Raw genomic sequence first — 13,946 nt, forward strand, 5'->3', positions numbered from 1 at the left:
ATTAATGATCCAGGGGACTGCTTCAAACGTTGGAAAGTCTATTATTTCCACAGCTTTATGTAGATATTTTACAAAAAAAGGTTTAGATGTAGTGCCGTTTAAGGCACAAAATATATCCTTAAACAGTGTGGTAAGTAAAGAAGAAGGAGAGATGGCAGTTGCTCAATATGTCCAAGCAGTTGCTTGTAATAAAAAGCCTAGTGTATTAATGAATCCCATACTTTTAAAGCCAGATGTAGAGGGTGTTCAATTAGTAGTAAATGGAAAGCCAATAAAAAATGTGGAAAGTAAAAAGTATATGTATTCAGATAAAGAATGGATTTTAGATCAAGCATTAAAAGCATTGTACAAGTTGTTGGAAAAACATGAGTTGGTAATAATTGAAGGTTCTGGAAGTGCAGCTGAAATAAATATAAAGGATATTTCAAATATGGCGATTGCAAAGGCGGTAAATGCACCGGTGATTTTGATATCTAATATTGAAATGGGTGGGGCGTTTGCACAGATAGCAGGTGCTATGGTGTTATTTGGTAAGTTTGAAAAAAGCATTGTTAAGGGCTTTATTTTTAACAAGTTTAGAGGGGATAAATCTGTTCTTGGAGACTCTCCCAAAAAATTTGGTGAAAGGTTTAATTTAAAATATTTTGGAACAGTGGAATACTTTAAACACTATCTTCCTGAAGAAGACCTGTTTTTTGAAAAAGAGGGAATTGGTGATTTAAAAGTGGATATTTTAAAACTTCCTCATATTTCAAATTCTTTTGAATTTGAACCTTTATTTTTAAATACAAATGCAAAATTTGTTGAAAACATTCGTGAAGATGTGGATTTAGTTATAATTCCCGGAACAAAGTCAACTATCTTTGATTTAGAATGGGTAAAACAAAGGAAAGATCAAATAAATGGAGCACTTTTAAATGGAGCCTTTTTACTTGGAATATGTGGTGGATATCAGATGTTGGGAAAAAAGATTGTATACAATGGTAAATGCTATGAGGGATTGGGATACTTAAACTTAAAAACAATTTTCTTAGAGACAAAAATTTTGAGGAATATAGTTGCAAAGGAAATGCTTTTTAATACGGATGTAGAAGGTTTTGAAATTCACCATGGAAGAACAATATCGCATGAGAGTCCTTTTTTGTTATACGATAACGGAAAATTAGATGGAGCTATTAAGGGAAGGATATTTGGAGGCTATACACATAATTTGTTTAAAAATAAAGAATTTTTGAAAAAGTTTTTAAATTACATTAGAAAAAATAGAGGGTATAATACAAAAGATTTGTCATTGTTTACGCTTGAAGAAGAAATAGATAGGGTAAGTGATTACATAATAGGGCAGATAGACATAAAGGAGATAGAAAATGTTATTGGTCTTTAGTTTGTTGGTGGATTTAGTTTTAGGTGAGTTTCCAAGTATTATTCATCCAGTTATTTACATGGGGTTTTTAGGAAAAAGAATAGAAAAGATGAAAAATTTTAGATTTTTTTGGGGAATGTTTTCTTTATTATTAGAGCTATTTTTTTGGTTTTTTGTTTGTAGATTAACTATGAAAGTTAGTGAATTTTTTGGTATATATTTTCTTTCGTCGACTTTTTCTATAAAGGCTTTGTATAGACATGTGGAACGGTGTAAAACAGACGATGAGAAGGTTCTAAAAAGACACGTATCTTTTATTGTCAGTAGAGATGTTTCAATGCTTAACAAAAATCAGCTGTACTCTGCGGCACTTGAAAGTCTTTCTGAAAATATTTCAGATAGCATAATAGCACCGTTATTTTATTATTTGCTCTTTGGTGTTTGTGGTGCGCTGATTTATAGGGTAGTTAATACGTATGATGCACTTTTTGGATATAGAACAAAAAGATACGAATGGTTTGGAAAATTTGCTGCAAGATGCGATGATATCTTGAACTTTATACCAGCAAGATTAACAGCCATACTTATTGTTCCATTTAATTTTAAATCTATTTTATATCTAAAAAAATACAGAAAAATAAAAATAAATGCAATGTATCCCATGGCGGCTTTTGCTGGTGTGTTAAATTTGGGATTTGAAAAGGTGGGAACTTACAAACTTGAAGGAAAAAAAGTGGAGAGAGAAGATATAGATAGAGGATTAAAGTTGTATAAAAAGGTGGTATTTGTATGGATAATTTTAATAATGGTCATGGAGGTATTAAAGAAAAAGATATATTAGATTTTTCAATTTCTGTTAATCCTTTGAGGTTAAGTTGGATAGAAAAACTTCCGTTTGAAAACCTTTTTAGATATACATATATACAATGGATTGAAGAAAAGTTTTATAAACATTTTAATGGAGTTATTGTTGCTGGTGCAACTGAAGCATTTCACATAGTTGGATATCATATTTTGAATGATGCGTATGTAATAATACCACGTCCAAACTATCTAGATTATTTTAAAGTTGCAAAATTTTCATCAAAATATATAGATAGTCCTTGGTATTTTGTAAAAAAGAAGTTTGATTTAAATATTTTGGAGAAAAGTATAAAATGTGGAAAAAGAAAAAACAAAAAAGTTGCGGTGTTTTTAGGGAACCCAAACAATCCTACAGGTATTTATCAAGATCTGCATGAATTGATTAAATTAAATGAAGATGTGATTTTTATTATCGATGAAGCATTTATTGATTTTGTTGGAAAATGCGTGGATATAGATTATGAAAATGTTGTAAGAATAAGGACTTTTACAAAGTTTTTTGGAATACCAGGTATTAGGGTAGGATATGTGATTTCTAAAAAATTCGAGAATGTTTTCAAAAGGTATAGAATGGAGTGGGGAGTAGGTGGAATGGGATATACCTTTTTGGAAAAATTGTTGGATAATTTAAAAGGTTTGAAGGATTTTACTTTAAAAACACATGAGTTTATAGTTGCTCAAAAAAAACTTTTTGAAGATTTTATATACGTTAAATCAGATGCAAATTATTTTTTGATTGATGTGAAAAGTGTAGAAAAATTTTTAGATTTTTCACTTGAAAATAAAGTTTACGTTAGAGATGCAAGAAACTTTGGATTAAATTTGGTACGTATTGGAATAAGAAATAAGGAAGATAATAAAGCGCTTTTAAATACTTTAAAGAAATGGAGGGATGTTTATGATTCACGTTTATACGGGAGATGGTAAGGGAAAGACAACTGCTGCTTTTGGACTTGCACTTAGGGCGGCATGTGCCGGAAAAAGGGTTTTTGTAGGTCAATTTGTAAAGGGGATGGAATATAGTGAATTAAAGGTACCAGAGTATATTCCAAACATAACGGTGGAACAATTTGGAAGAAATTGTTTTATTTTTAATAAGCCAACAAAAGAAGATATAGATGCAGCACAAAATGGATTTAAAAGGATAAAAGAAATAGTAAATGAATATGACGTGGTAATATTAGATGAAATAAATATTGCCATTTATTACAATTTAATTAGTGTAGATGAGGTTTTAAAATTTTTAAAAGAAATAAAAGATGTAGAAATAGTGTTGACTGGTAGGTATGCACCAAAGGAGTTTATTGATATAGCAGACCTTGTAACGGAAATGCGCGAGATAAAACATTATTACAAAAAAGGTATAAAAGCAAGAAAAGGAATAGAATTTTAATTGGAAATATTTCCATTAAAATGCAAGAAAATAGCGAGTATATGTTGGTTTATAAAATAATTTACATTTTTTATTATTCAAATTTTTATGATATTATTTTACACGTCAACTTTTTAAAGGGGGGTATTTTTAGATGAAAAAAGTTTTATGGGTATTGTTAGCTTTGGTTGGATTTTTATTTTTTGGTTGTATGAATTCTGTGGGGAAAAGTATACCTGATCCATTTAGTTATTTGCAGGGAAAGAGATTGGAAGATATTAGCAAGGTATCAGCAAAAGCTACAGGATATGCAACTGTTTACGGTACTGTAAAGCTTCCAGATGGTACCTATGCACCTAATTTTTTGGTTAGTGACAAACTTTTAAAATCAAAAGGTGTGGAGTATGTTGAAGGAGAGTATGTGGTTTATACAGAAGGTAGCCTGAGTATTTTATCCAAAATGGGGATTTCTGTAGAAAGAACTTATGATGTTAGAGAAAATGGAAAACAAGGTCATATTTTGGTGATAAAAGCAGATAAAATGCAGGCAGAAGCGTTAAAGAAAATTTCCGGTGTAAAATATGTAGAGCCCAATTATATTTATAGAGCATACGCCGTTCCAAATGATACGTATTACAGTTATCAGTGGCATTATGATGCGATTAATCTTCCAAAGACTTGGGATGTTATAAAGAGCGCAAATGTGATTGTTGCAGTTGTGGATACAGGTGTAAGTTTTACACATCCAGATTTGCAAGGTATATTTGTACAAGGGTATGATTTTGTGGATAATGACTCTGATCCAACGGATCCTGCACAAGATGTAAGTCATGGTACACATGTTACTGGTACAATTGCCGCTTTGAGTAATAATGGAAAAGGTGTAGCAGGCGTCAATTGGGGAGGATATGGAATTAAGATAATGCCCATAAGGGTATTGGGGGCAGATGGTTCTGGAACTCTTGATGCAGTTGCACAAGGTGTAAGATATGCAGCAGATCACGGTGCAAAGATAATCAATATGAGCCTTGGTGGAGGAGGAGATTCTCAAATTTTGAAAGATGCAATTCAGTATGCGTACAATAAAGGAGTTACAATTATTTGTGCGGCGGGTAATGAAAATGGCCCAGTATCATATCCGGCAAAATACCCAGAGACAATAGCGGTAAGTGCAGTTAGATATGATCTTCAAAGGGCACCATATTCAAATTACGGTCCAGAAGTTGATGTTGCAGCACCGGGTGGAGATACAAGTGTAGATCAAAACGGTGATGGATATGCAGACGGAGTGTTAAGTACAACTTGGACACCAAACAACGGGGATACGTATATGTTCTTGCAGGGAACATCAATGGCTGCCCCACATGTTGCAGGTGTTGCAGCATTGTTATACGCTTCAGGAAAGACCACACCAGAGGAAATAAGATCAGCATTAAAAAATACGGCAAAGGATTTAGGACCAACTGGTGAGGATGATTACTATGGTGCAGGTTTGGTAGATGCATATGCTGCAATAAATTACAATGGAGGGGAAAGTGCGCCAAATCCGAATCCTCAACCATCTAATATTGAAACAAAAGTTTTTGTGTTGAGGTATGATTTTTGGTCTGGACGATATTATGTGGTAAGTGAAATGGGAAGTGTTTCAAATGGTCAATATACATTAAATTCTGTAACACCAGGATATTATTCATATGTATGTGCATGGAGAGATTACAACAACAACGGAACAATAGATACAGGAGATTACTTTGGATATAAAGGTACATATACATTCTACAGTAATAGATCGTACAGGATAGATCTACAAATGTCCGTAGAACAATAAAAGATGAAACCCCCGGTATATCCGGGGGATTTTTGATTTAATGATAATTATTTTGGTTTTTTACCGTTTATAAATCTTACTTCGCCTTCACTTTTTAGAGGAATTGTTTTGTATTTCAAATTGTGGTGAGAAATTATCTTTCTCAATGTCTTTGTTTTAGAGCGCATTACTATTGATTCTGTTATTGCTACATTTTTTGAATATTTAACCCCTCTTAAAAGATCGCCATCTGTTACGCCTGTTGCCGCAAATATTACATTATCACTTTTTATTAAATCATCTGTTTTATACACTTTGTCAAGGTCATAGCCTTTTTCTGTTAATTCATTTCTTTCTTTTTCGTCTATTGGCCAAAGTTTTATTTGAATTTCTCCACCCAAGGACTTTAATGCAGCCGCCGCTAGAATGGCTTCAGGTGATCCTCCTATTCCAATATATATATCCACATAACTTTCTGGGAGTGCAGTTGCAATAGCCGCTGCGATATCTCCGTCGCTTATTAGTTTTATTCTAGCTCCTACTTTTCTTACTTCTTCAATTATTTCTCTATGTCTATCTCTGTTTAATATTACAACTGTAAGTTCGGAAATATCTATGTTTAAAATAGCCGCAGCAACCCTTAAATTTTCACGTATAGATGCGTTTATATCTAACTTTCCTGCAAGTTCTGGCCCGACGGCAAGTTTGTAAGAGTAAAACGTTGGCAGGTATTCAATTGCTCCCCTATCTGTTGCAGCCATAACACTTATTGCGTTTGGAAGTCCGTATGCAACTAACCTTGTTCCATCGACAGGATCAACAGCTATATCGAGCTCTGGTGTATTCTCTTCCCAATTTCCCACTTGCTCTCCTATGTATAACATGGGTGCCTTGTCTTTTTCTCCTTCGCCAATAACCACGACACCTTGCATATCTATGTAATCTAACATTCCTCTCATTGCATCACTAGCCATTTTGTCCACCATTTCTTTATTTCCTCTACCTAAGTACCTGCTAGACATTAGTGCGGCTGCTTCTGTTACCCTTACCAACTCCAGTGTTATTTCCTTGGAAAGTCCCGACATTTTTACACCCCCACGTGTTTTATTTACAGGATAATTATAGCATTGCGTAAATGAAAAGTAAAATATTGTATACATATGGTTAATTATGTTTTTTTCAAATTTTTTTTTATAACCATTATTCAAGAGCTTTCATAGCTGTTTTGTAATCTATTTCGATCCAATCACCTTTTTTTAAGTTAAAATCATATAGATTTAGACTTCCTATTCTTATTCGTTCTATTTTTTTGTAAAAAAGACCTAAAGATTTTAGTATTAATTTTACTTCATGATATTTACCCTCTGTAATTATTATAGATATTAAATTGTTATCTATCTCTTTAATTATTGCAGGTTTAAAAGATCTGCCGTTTTTCAAGGTGATACCTTTTTTCGCCTTTTTTATCATTTCAACTGTAAGTATACCATTGATTTCCACAAGGTATTCTTTTTCTACGTTATATTTTGGTGAAATTACTTTGTGTGTAAATTCACCATCATTTGTTATTAATAGTAATCCTTCTACATCTTTATCAAGTCTTCCTGCAATATGAAGATTTTCAACGTAAGGATGTGTGATAAATTCGAATACGTTTCTTTCGTATTCGGATTTACTTGAAGTATATCCAGATGGTTTGTTAAATATTATATAAACTTTGTGGTATGGAGTTATTGTTTGGTCATTTACTTTTATTATATCGTTGTAATTTACCTTAAATTCTGGATTTTTGATTATTATTCCATTTACGGAAACTATTCCTGCTTTAATAATTTTTTTTACGTCTTTTCTAGAACCAACTTTTGCATTTGCCAAAAATTTATCTAGACGCATTTTTAATCGCCTCAATTACTTTTAGTACTCTATAATTTTCTTTCACATCGTGGACTCTTATTATCTCAACACCTTTTAGTGCACAATATGCCGTGATTGCAAGAGTACCTTCTAAGCGTTCTTCAACCGGAAGATCAAGAATCATTCCTATCATGGATTTTCTACTTGCACCGATTAACAAAGGAAAGCCAAGTTTTTTAAATTCATCTAGATGTTTTAAAATTAGAAGATTGTCTATAAGTCTTTTGCCAAAGCCAATACCTGGATCAATTATAATTTTTTGTATACCACGTTTTTGGGCGAATTTTATTCTTTCTTCAAAAAAAGAGTAAATTTCTTTTATGGTATCTTTGTAATATGGATTTTTCTGCATATTTTTGGGAGTACCTTTCATGTGCATTAGTATTACTGGACAGTTATATTTTTTTACAACACTAGCCATGTTTTCGTCAAATCTAAGTGCACTTATATCGTTTACTATGTCGGCACCAACCTTAAGACTCTCTTCTGCAACTTTTGATTTGTAGGTGTCAACTGAAACAACTATATCAAAATTTCTCTTTATAAGTTCGATAGCTGGAACAACTCTATTTAGTTCTTCTTCTTCGGATACTTCTTCTGCACCGGGTCTTGTGCTTTCACCACCTACATCGATTATTTTTGCCCCATTTTTGATCATATTATCCACTGTTTCTAGTAGTTTATCCTTGTTTATCCGACTTTTTGGGTAAAAAGAATCTGGTGTTACATTGATTATTCCCATGATTTTGGTATCATTAAAATTCATTTTATCCCCTCCTTTTCTAATTTAATTATATAGAAAAATATTAATTGGTAAAGAATTATTTTGGGTTATAATATGATAAAGAAGGAGGGGGTTATATGAGTTTATTTGATCTTGGTGATATTAAAACAGTTAAAATTTCACAACCGATATTTTTGAAAGGGAACAACGAAAAAGGTATTTTGTTAATACATGGATTTACAGGAAGCCCACATGATATGACGTATCTTGCAAAGAGTTTGAATGAGGAAGGTTATACTGTTATGGTGCCACGTCTTCCTGGACATGGTACATCTTCTTTAGACTTTTTAGAAAGTAATTGGAGAGATTGGCTTAGAAGGTCTTTAGACAGTTACTTTGATTTAGCTGGTTTGTGTAAAGATGTGTATGTAGCAGGACTTTCCATGGGAGGAGTGTTAACTTTAGTTTTAGCAAGTATAGTTAATCCAAGAAAAGTTATTTCTATTGCAGGTGCTATTTTTACCACGGAAAAAAGAATAGCTTTAACACCTATAATTTCACTCTTTGCAAAAAAAGTTAAGAAAGAAGGGTACGGTGAAAAGTATGATAACGAGGATTTGAAATATTTGTCTAAGGAGTACTGGTCGTATAATTGGCCACTTCAAGCAAAACACTTGTATAAATTGATGAAAATAGCAAGGAAAAGATTGAAATTTATAAAATCGGATATACTTATACTGGCATCGGAAAAAGATCAAGTAGTACCTTTAAAGGCAGCTCATTATATTTACAAAAACGTTTCATCAGAACGGAGAAAATTGGAAGTATTTAAAGAATCAGGTCATGTGATGACGAATGATATTGAAAAGGAAAAGGTTGCGAAAACGATAATAAACTGGTTAAAAGAGTAGTGTTACCACCATCTGTTTATACGTTTCTTTTCTATTTTTAATTTTTTAAGTATAAATGCAGTCTCTATCTTTGCATTTTCGTATATTCTTTGAGTAGGTCTTCTTGCTATTATGTTGAGTACGTTAAACATAAATATAGTAGGTGAAACATATTTTTGTGTTCTTATAGCTGCAAATATAAATATAGCCATCATTCTTAGTATTCCTTCTATAACAAAGTATATTTGAATGCCAAATATGTGATAATTATTTATGTAAAAATTGTATTGATTAAATATTGAGGCAAAGTATCCGCCAAGTATAGAACCAATAAGTCCACCAAGTCCCCCAAAAAAACCAAAAACGGCAAAATACATGGGGGACATTCTTTTTGCCGTTTCCATTGGCAAAATTAACAGTGATATATTTATAGCTGCCCATCCAACACCTGATATTATTGCATCAAGGGTCATTGCAAAAGGCCAATGTTGTTCGTTCATTAATATCCAGATAATAGGAGTAATAGAGACAAACGAAAGTCCTAAAATCATAACGGTTTTATTCCCGTATTTATCACTTATCTTTCCCCAAACAAAGTAAAAAATCATGGAAATTAGAGTCATTGCAATGGTTGCATAACTTATGTAAGTCATGGATATTTTTAGATTTTTTAATTGGTGGTATGAGAAAAAGGGAGCGGTTAGTAAAAGGATAAAATTCCAGTACATGTTTGCAAAAGAAAGTTTCATAAAGTTTTTTTCTTTAAAAACTTCTTTTATTTCACTTAAAGTTCCCAAACTTTTTACAGGGGGGTCATTTACGGGAATTAAGGATAAAAGTGCAAGTAGATTTCCTATTAGAGTAATTAAAATAACGTATACAAAATTAAAAGGAGCAGATACGTTGTCTATTATGTATGAAAAAACGTAAAATATTATAAGTGTAGAAAAAGATATTAAAACACTTCTAATACCAAAATATTTCCCCCTTTTATTTGATGGGATTATATCTGAAACAAGCGAAGACCACGTGTTTCCCGCAAGGGATGTAAAAGCTTGAGAAATTGCAAAAATTGTTATTAATATTAAAGGGGATTTGCTATTTGTTAATACGGAGATTAGTACAACAATCCATAAAAATTTAAAGGAGTTGAAGACTGCAAGTAATTTTTTTCTGTATTTAAATTTTTCTATTATATATGGCGTTACTATTTGTAGTAGTTGGAAGACCATGGGAAAAGCAGCTGTAATCCCAAGTAGAATTTCGTTAAATTTGAAATACAAAGCAAGTGCTGTAAATACAACACCTTGGGTAAGTAAAAAATAAAAGTTTGAAAATATACCTTCTAAAATTAAAAATTTTTCGTTTTTATTCAACCTTTTATAACCCCCAAAGGTACTAATTTGGCTACTTTTTTGGAAAGTCTTAATTTGTCCACTATTTCCACTACTTTATCTATATCTTTGTAAGCATTTGGTGCTTCTTCTATTATAGTTCTTTTGGATTTACTTTTTAATATTATACCCTTTCTTTCAAGATTTGAAAGTATATCGTTTAGTTTTAATTTTTTTAAGGCTTGTCTTCTGCCAAGAATTCTTCCTGCTCCATGTGCAGTAGAAGAAAATGCAAAGTTTTCGTTTGTTCCTACTAAGATATACGAGGAGGTTCCCATATCACCAGGGATTATAACTGGTTGACCTATGTCTTTGTATTTTTCAGGTAGTTCTTTTTGACCAGGGCCAAGAGCCCTAGTTGCTCCCTTTCTATGGACTATAACTTTTTGACCATCGTGAATTTCAACTTTTGCTATATTGTGTACTACATCATATACCAGATATAGTTTTGAAATATCAGAAAAAGCCTTTCGAACAAGATGTGTGATTATTTGTCTGTTTGAGAATGCAAAATTTGCGGCACAGTTCATTGCAGAATAATACTTTTGACCAATTTCACTTTTAAATTGAGCATAGACAAGTTGTTTATCTGGAAGATCGATATTTAAATTTCTCATTAGTTTAATGTAATCCGTTGCAACTTGATGACCAAATCCCCTACTTCCCGTATGGATCATTACAGTGATTTGTCCTTCAAAAAGTCCTAATACATTTGCTATTTTTTTATCGTATATTTCTTCTACTTTTTGAATTTCGATAAAATGATTTCCAGCGCCTAAAGTACCTAACTCTTCTTTGCCTCTTTTGTAGGCAGTGTCTGATACGTCTAACATATTTGCGGGTAATAATGTGCCGTTGTTTTCTATAAAATTTAAGTCTTCTTCATAACCAAAACCTAGTTCGATAACTGCTTTTGTGCCATTTTCTATTATTTTTTTAAAGAGTTTTTTTTCAAATTTTTTTGAAGTTGAACCAAGTCCTACGGGTACTAATTTGTATATCTTTTCTAAAACTTTTTGTATGTGTTTTGAAATTTCCTTGTATGTAACTTCACTTTTTAATAGTCTAACGCCACAATTTATATCAAACCCCACACCTCCGGGGCTTATAATTTCTGAAAATGCCGCAACACCACCAATTGGAAATCCATATCCCCAATGTATGTCGGGCATTGCATATGCAGCTTTCACTATACTTGGTAAAGATGCAACATTTTTGAGTTGTTCAATAGCTTCAGATATGTCATTTAAACTATCTGTAAGTACAAAGGCATCGACTTTCATCTTTCCGCTCTTTTTTATCCTATACATATTTATCACCCCAAAGTTTTATTACTTCTTTTTCCAAAAAAAATTCATTAATTTCGTTTGTAATGAATTCTTTTATTATCTTTGCCGGTCTGTTTGATAAGATTAAAATTCTATCTGAAAGTGAAATAGCCTCTTTTATGTCGTGGGTTACAAGTATAGTGGTTATCTTTCTATTTTTTATTTGTGCGTTAATATCATTTATCAACTTCCACTTTATATGTATATCAAGCGAAGAAAAAGGTTCATCTAAGAGTAGAATTTCTGGTTCTACAATTAGTGCGCGTGCAAGATTTATTCTTTGATTCATTCCACCACTTAACTTTGCCGGGTAGTAATCTTTGAATTGAAATAAATCAAGTGAAATTAGAACTTCCTTTATCTTTCGGTCATCTTTTCCCACAAATTTAAGATTTTCATATACCGTTTTCCAGGGAATTAACCTCGGTTCTTGAAATATGTATCCTATTTTTTTAAAGCTTTTTTTTACTTTTCCACTGTATTTTTCAAGACCTGCTATAATCCTTAGTAGTGTGGTTTTACCACATCCCGAAGGACCTAAAAAGGTGATTTTTTCTCCTCTTTTAATTTTAAATTCGATGTTTTCTAAAACTTTTAGACTTCCAAAACTTTTATTTAGGTTTTCAATCTTTAATATCATATAATATCACCTTTTTAGTTAGGAATTTAATAGCTCTTTCGGTTGATATTCCAAGTATCACGGCTATTATAGTCAGAGCATAAACTTTTGGAATGTTTACATATTGTCTTGCCCATGATATTTGTACACCTATTCCTTCTTTTCCAGCAAGGTATTCTGAAACTATTATAACCTTCCATAAGTTACCAGAAACTACTTCAAGTGCGCTTAATAAAAATGGAATAACGGAGCCAAAGTATATATCTTTTATAATTTTTTTCTTTGAGACATTATATATTTGAGCCATTTCCAATAATTTTTTATCTGTGTTTCTCACACCGTGTGCAACTGAAAAAGTAACGTTAGGTATGAGGGATAACACGGTGATGATTATTGGTCCTGTAATACCAATTCCCCATATAAATATTACAAGCACTAACCAAGATATTATTGGTACAGATTGAGATATTGTAAATATAGGTCTTAGTAACTCAAAGCATTTTTCACATATCCCCATTACAAAACCGAATATAAAACCCAATAATAATGTAAAAAAAAGTGCAATAAATCCTTTTAATAGTGTATAATATATGGAATTCCAAATGCTTTTAGAAAATATAAGTGTAATAAAAATCCTCCCTACTTCCAATGGAGTAGGGAGTATTAAAGATGAGTTTATAACCAAGGCTAAAAAATACCAAATAATCAAGAACAAAACAAGTCCATATGCAAATTTCATTTTAGATAAAATCCTTCGTCTGGAATTTTCGGTATCCCCTCTTTATAAAGGTTATGCATCGTTTCGAGAAATTTTGAGACTTCATCTTTGCAATCAGACACGTATTTAAATTGTGTTCTTTCAAGTGATTTTTTGAGAATGGGTTTTGGAATTGGTAAATACTTGCTTGTAATTTCAAGACTTTCATCTACATGAGTATTTGCGTATGAAACACTTTCTTTGAATATTTTTTCCACTTCAAGTATGGTATTTTTGTACTTTGAAATATCACCTATTACGAAAAGTCCTGCAATTGGAATACCAAGTTTTGAATTCGATATTTTATTCCATTTTTCTTGAAAATCTAAAACAATCTTTCCTTTTGACAGACACATTGTGACAAAAGGTTCAGGAAGAGCAGCAAAGCTTATTTTTCCAGAGTTAAATAGTGCAACGATTTCTTGTGGTGGAGCATATGCAAATTTTACATCTTTGTCGGGAATAAGTCCTTCTTTTGTTAAGAGATACCTCAAAAGCACATCTACAGTTTGTCCTCTTCCGTGAGCAGAGTACACTGTTTTTCCTTTTAGAGATTTTAGACCTTTAAAATCTGTGTTTGATACAAGGTAAAATACCTTCCATTCGTGTACCCCAACTAGTTTTATGTCTATACCTTTGGTATAAAGGTTTGCCGCAGTGGTAATGGGTAATACGACAAATTTTGCGTACTTTGTGGCAACCTTTGCAATAACGTCATCTAGATTTTTCCAAAATTCAACCGTTAAGTCTACATTCCCAGTTACGTTTTTATTTAATATTGGTGCAACTGGAAATATAGTTGGACCAAACGGATTTAACAGTGTAAGTGGAAATTGGAGAACAGCAAGTAATAATAGAAAAACAATTAATTTTTTCATATTTATCACCTCCAATATAAATTATACCACAACAAA

14 protein-coding genes are annotated in these 13,946 nt (G+C 32.1%); 6 read left to right on the forward strand and 8 right to left on the reverse strand.

Annotated elements, in window-relative coordinates; all coding sequences use genetic code 11:
- The first annotated feature begins 4 nt into the window (after positions 1 to 4).
- The 5 genes from XO08_RS04965 (at position 5) to XO08_RS04985 (ending at position 5,427) form a co-directional block, all read left to right on the forward strand.
- The gene (locus XO08_RS04965) at positions 5 to 1,384 is read left to right on the forward strand and encodes a cobyric acid synthase (RefSeq protein ID WP_232218229.1); all 1,380 of its coding nucleotides are present in this window, start codon (positions 5 to 7) and stop codon (positions 1,382 to 1,384) included.
- Positions 1,368 to 2,204 (forward strand): adenosylcobinamide-phosphate synthase CbiB, encoded by an 837-nt coding sequence (gene cbiB, locus XO08_RS04970; protein ID WP_077287461.1) that lies wholly within the window; start codon positions 1,368 to 1,370, stop codon positions 2,202 to 2,204. The genes XO08_RS04965 and cbiB overlap by 17 nt, the downstream gene beginning before the upstream one ends.
- Positions 2,153 to 3,154, forward strand: coding sequence for an aminotransferase class I/II-fold pyridoxal phosphate-dependent enzyme (locus XO08_RS04975; protein ID WP_077287463.1), 1,002 nt, complete (start codon positions 2,153 to 2,155; stop codon positions 3,152 to 3,154). Before cbiB ends, XO08_RS04975 begins: the two co-directional genes overlap by 52 nt.
- Complete coding sequence (locus tag XO08_RS04980) at positions 3,120 to 3,620, forward strand: cob(I)yrinic acid a,c-diamide adenosyltransferase (RefSeq protein ID WP_077287465.1); 501 nt, start codon at positions 3,120 to 3,122, stop codon at positions 3,618 to 3,620. Before XO08_RS04975 ends, XO08_RS04980 begins: the two co-directional genes overlap by 35 nt.
- Before the next feature lie 133 nt (positions 3,621 to 3,753).
- Positions 3,754 to 5,427, forward strand: coding sequence for a S8 family peptidase (locus tag XO08_RS04985; protein WP_075665931.1), 1,674 nt, complete (start codon positions 3,754 to 3,756; stop codon positions 5,425 to 5,427).
- A gap of 47 nt (positions 5,428 to 5,474) precedes the next feature.
- Here XO08_RS04985 and glpX read toward each other — a convergent pair whose 3' ends face one another.
- From glpX to folP, 3 genes are all read right to left on the reverse strand, one after another.
- Complete coding sequence (gene glpX / locus XO08_RS04990; protein ID WP_075665932.1) at positions 5,475 to 6,491, reverse strand: class II fructose-bisphosphatase; 1,017 nt, start codon at positions 6,489 to 6,491, stop codon at positions 5,475 to 5,477.
- Between the two features lie 115 nt (positions 6,492 to 6,606).
- Positions 6,607 to 7,299, reverse strand: coding sequence for a pseudouridine synthase (locus XO08_RS04995; protein ID WP_077287466.1), 693 nt, complete (start codon positions 7,297 to 7,299; stop codon positions 6,607 to 6,609).
- Positions 7,286 to 8,086, reverse strand: a complete 801-nt coding sequence (gene folP, locus XO08_RS05000; protein WP_075665934.1) for a dihydropteroate synthase — start codon at positions 8,084 to 8,086, stop codon at positions 7,286 to 7,288. Before folP ends, XO08_RS04995 begins: the two co-directional genes overlap by 14 nt.
- Positions 8,087 to 8,181: 95 nt before the next feature.
- Here folP and XO08_RS05005 point away from each other — a divergent pair, with 95 nt between their 5' ends.
- The gene (locus XO08_RS05005; protein WP_077287468.1) at positions 8,182 to 8,955 is read left to right on the forward strand and encodes a carboxylesterase; all 774 of its coding nucleotides are present in this window, start codon (positions 8,182 to 8,184) and stop codon (positions 8,953 to 8,955) included.
- A 2-nt stretch (positions 8,956 to 8,957) separates the two neighbouring features.
- Here XO08_RS05005 and XO08_RS05010 read toward each other — a convergent pair whose 3' ends face one another.
- From XO08_RS05010 to XO08_RS05030, 5 genes are read right to left on the reverse strand one after another with little or no spacing between them, the layout of a single operon-like run.
- Positions 8,958 to 10,310 (reverse strand): MFS transporter, encoded by a 1,353-nt coding sequence (locus XO08_RS05010; protein WP_077287470.1) that lies wholly within the window; start codon positions 10,308 to 10,310, stop codon positions 8,958 to 8,960.
- Positions 10,307 to 11,638, reverse strand: a complete 1,332-nt coding sequence (locus XO08_RS05015; protein ID WP_075665937.1) for an RtcB family protein — start codon at positions 11,636 to 11,638, stop codon at positions 10,307 to 10,309. The genes XO08_RS05010 and XO08_RS05015 overlap by 4 nt, the downstream gene beginning before the upstream one ends.
- Positions 11,631 to 12,296, reverse strand: a complete 666-nt coding sequence (locus XO08_RS05020; RefSeq protein WP_077287472.1) for an ABC transporter ATP-binding protein — start codon at positions 12,294 to 12,296, stop codon at positions 11,631 to 11,633. Before XO08_RS05020 ends, XO08_RS05015 begins: the two co-directional genes overlap by 8 nt.
- Positions 12,280 to 13,014: an ABC transporter permease gene (locus tag XO08_RS05025; protein ID WP_077287474.1), complete on the reverse strand. Its 735-nt coding sequence runs from the start codon at positions 13,012 to 13,014 to the stop codon at positions 12,280 to 12,282. The genes XO08_RS05020 and XO08_RS05025 overlap by 17 nt, the downstream gene beginning before the upstream one ends.
- A complete protein-coding gene (locus XO08_RS05030; RefSeq protein ID WP_077287476.1) occupies positions 13,011 to 13,910 on the reverse strand; it encodes an ABC transporter substrate-binding protein in 900 nt (299 codons plus the stop codon). Before XO08_RS05030 ends, XO08_RS05025 begins: the two co-directional genes overlap by 4 nt.
- Positions 13,911 to 13,946 lie beyond the last annotated feature (36 nt).

The sequence above is a fragment of the Thermosipho sp. 1074 genome, from assembly GCF_001999655.1.
GTDB lineage: Bacteria > Thermotogota > Thermotogae > Thermotogales > Fervidobacteriaceae > Thermosipho > Thermosipho affectus.

Bases quoted from the DNA above. Each gene is read 5' to 3' on its own strand.
- XO08_RS04965 (WP_232218229.1), top strand. From the start codon at position 5: ATGATCCAGGGGACTGCTTCAAACGTTGGAAAGTCTATTATTTCCACA.
- cbiB (WP_077287461.1), top strand. From the start codon at position 1,368: ATGTTATTGGTCTTTAGTTTGTTGGTGGATTTAGTTTTAGGTGAGTTT.
- XO08_RS04975 (WP_077287463.1), top strand. From the start codon at position 2,153: ATGGATAATTTTAATAATGGTCATGGAGGTATTAAAGAAAAAGATATA.
- XO08_RS04980 (WP_077287465.1), top strand. From the start codon at position 3,120: ATGTTTATGATTCACGTTTATACGGGAGATGGTAAGGGAAAGACAACT.
- XO08_RS04985 (WP_075665931.1), top strand. From the start codon at position 3,754: ATGAAAAAAGTTTTATGGGTATTGTTAGCTTTGGTTGGATTTTTATTT.
- glpX (WP_075665932.1), bottom strand. From the start codon at position 6,491: ATGTCGGGACTTTCCAAGGAAATAACACTGGAGTTGGTAAGGGTAACA.
- XO08_RS04995 (WP_077287466.1), bottom strand. From the start codon at position 7,299: ATGCGTCTAGATAAATTTTTGGCAAATGCAAAAGTTGGTTCTAGAAAA.
- folP (WP_075665934.1), bottom strand. From the start codon at position 8,086: ATGAATTTTAATGATACCAAAATCATGGGAATAATCAATGTAACACCA.
- XO08_RS05005 (WP_077287468.1), top strand. From the start codon at position 8,182: ATGAGTTTATTTGATCTTGGTGATATTAAAACAGTTAAAATTTCACAA.
- XO08_RS05015 (WP_075665937.1), bottom strand. From the start codon at position 11,638: ATGTATAGGATAAAAAAGAGCGGAAAGATGAAAGTCGATGCCTTTGTA.
- XO08_RS05020 (WP_077287472.1), bottom strand. From the start codon at position 12,296: ATGATATTAAAGATTGAAAACCTAAATAAAAGTTTTGGAAGTCTAAAA.
- XO08_RS05025 (WP_077287474.1), bottom strand. From the start codon at position 13,014: ATGAAATTTGCATATGGACTTGTTTTGTTCTTGATTATTTGGTATTTT.
- XO08_RS05030 (WP_077287476.1), bottom strand. From the start codon at position 13,910: ATGAAAAAATTAATTGTTTTTCTATTATTACTTGCTGTTCTCCAATTT.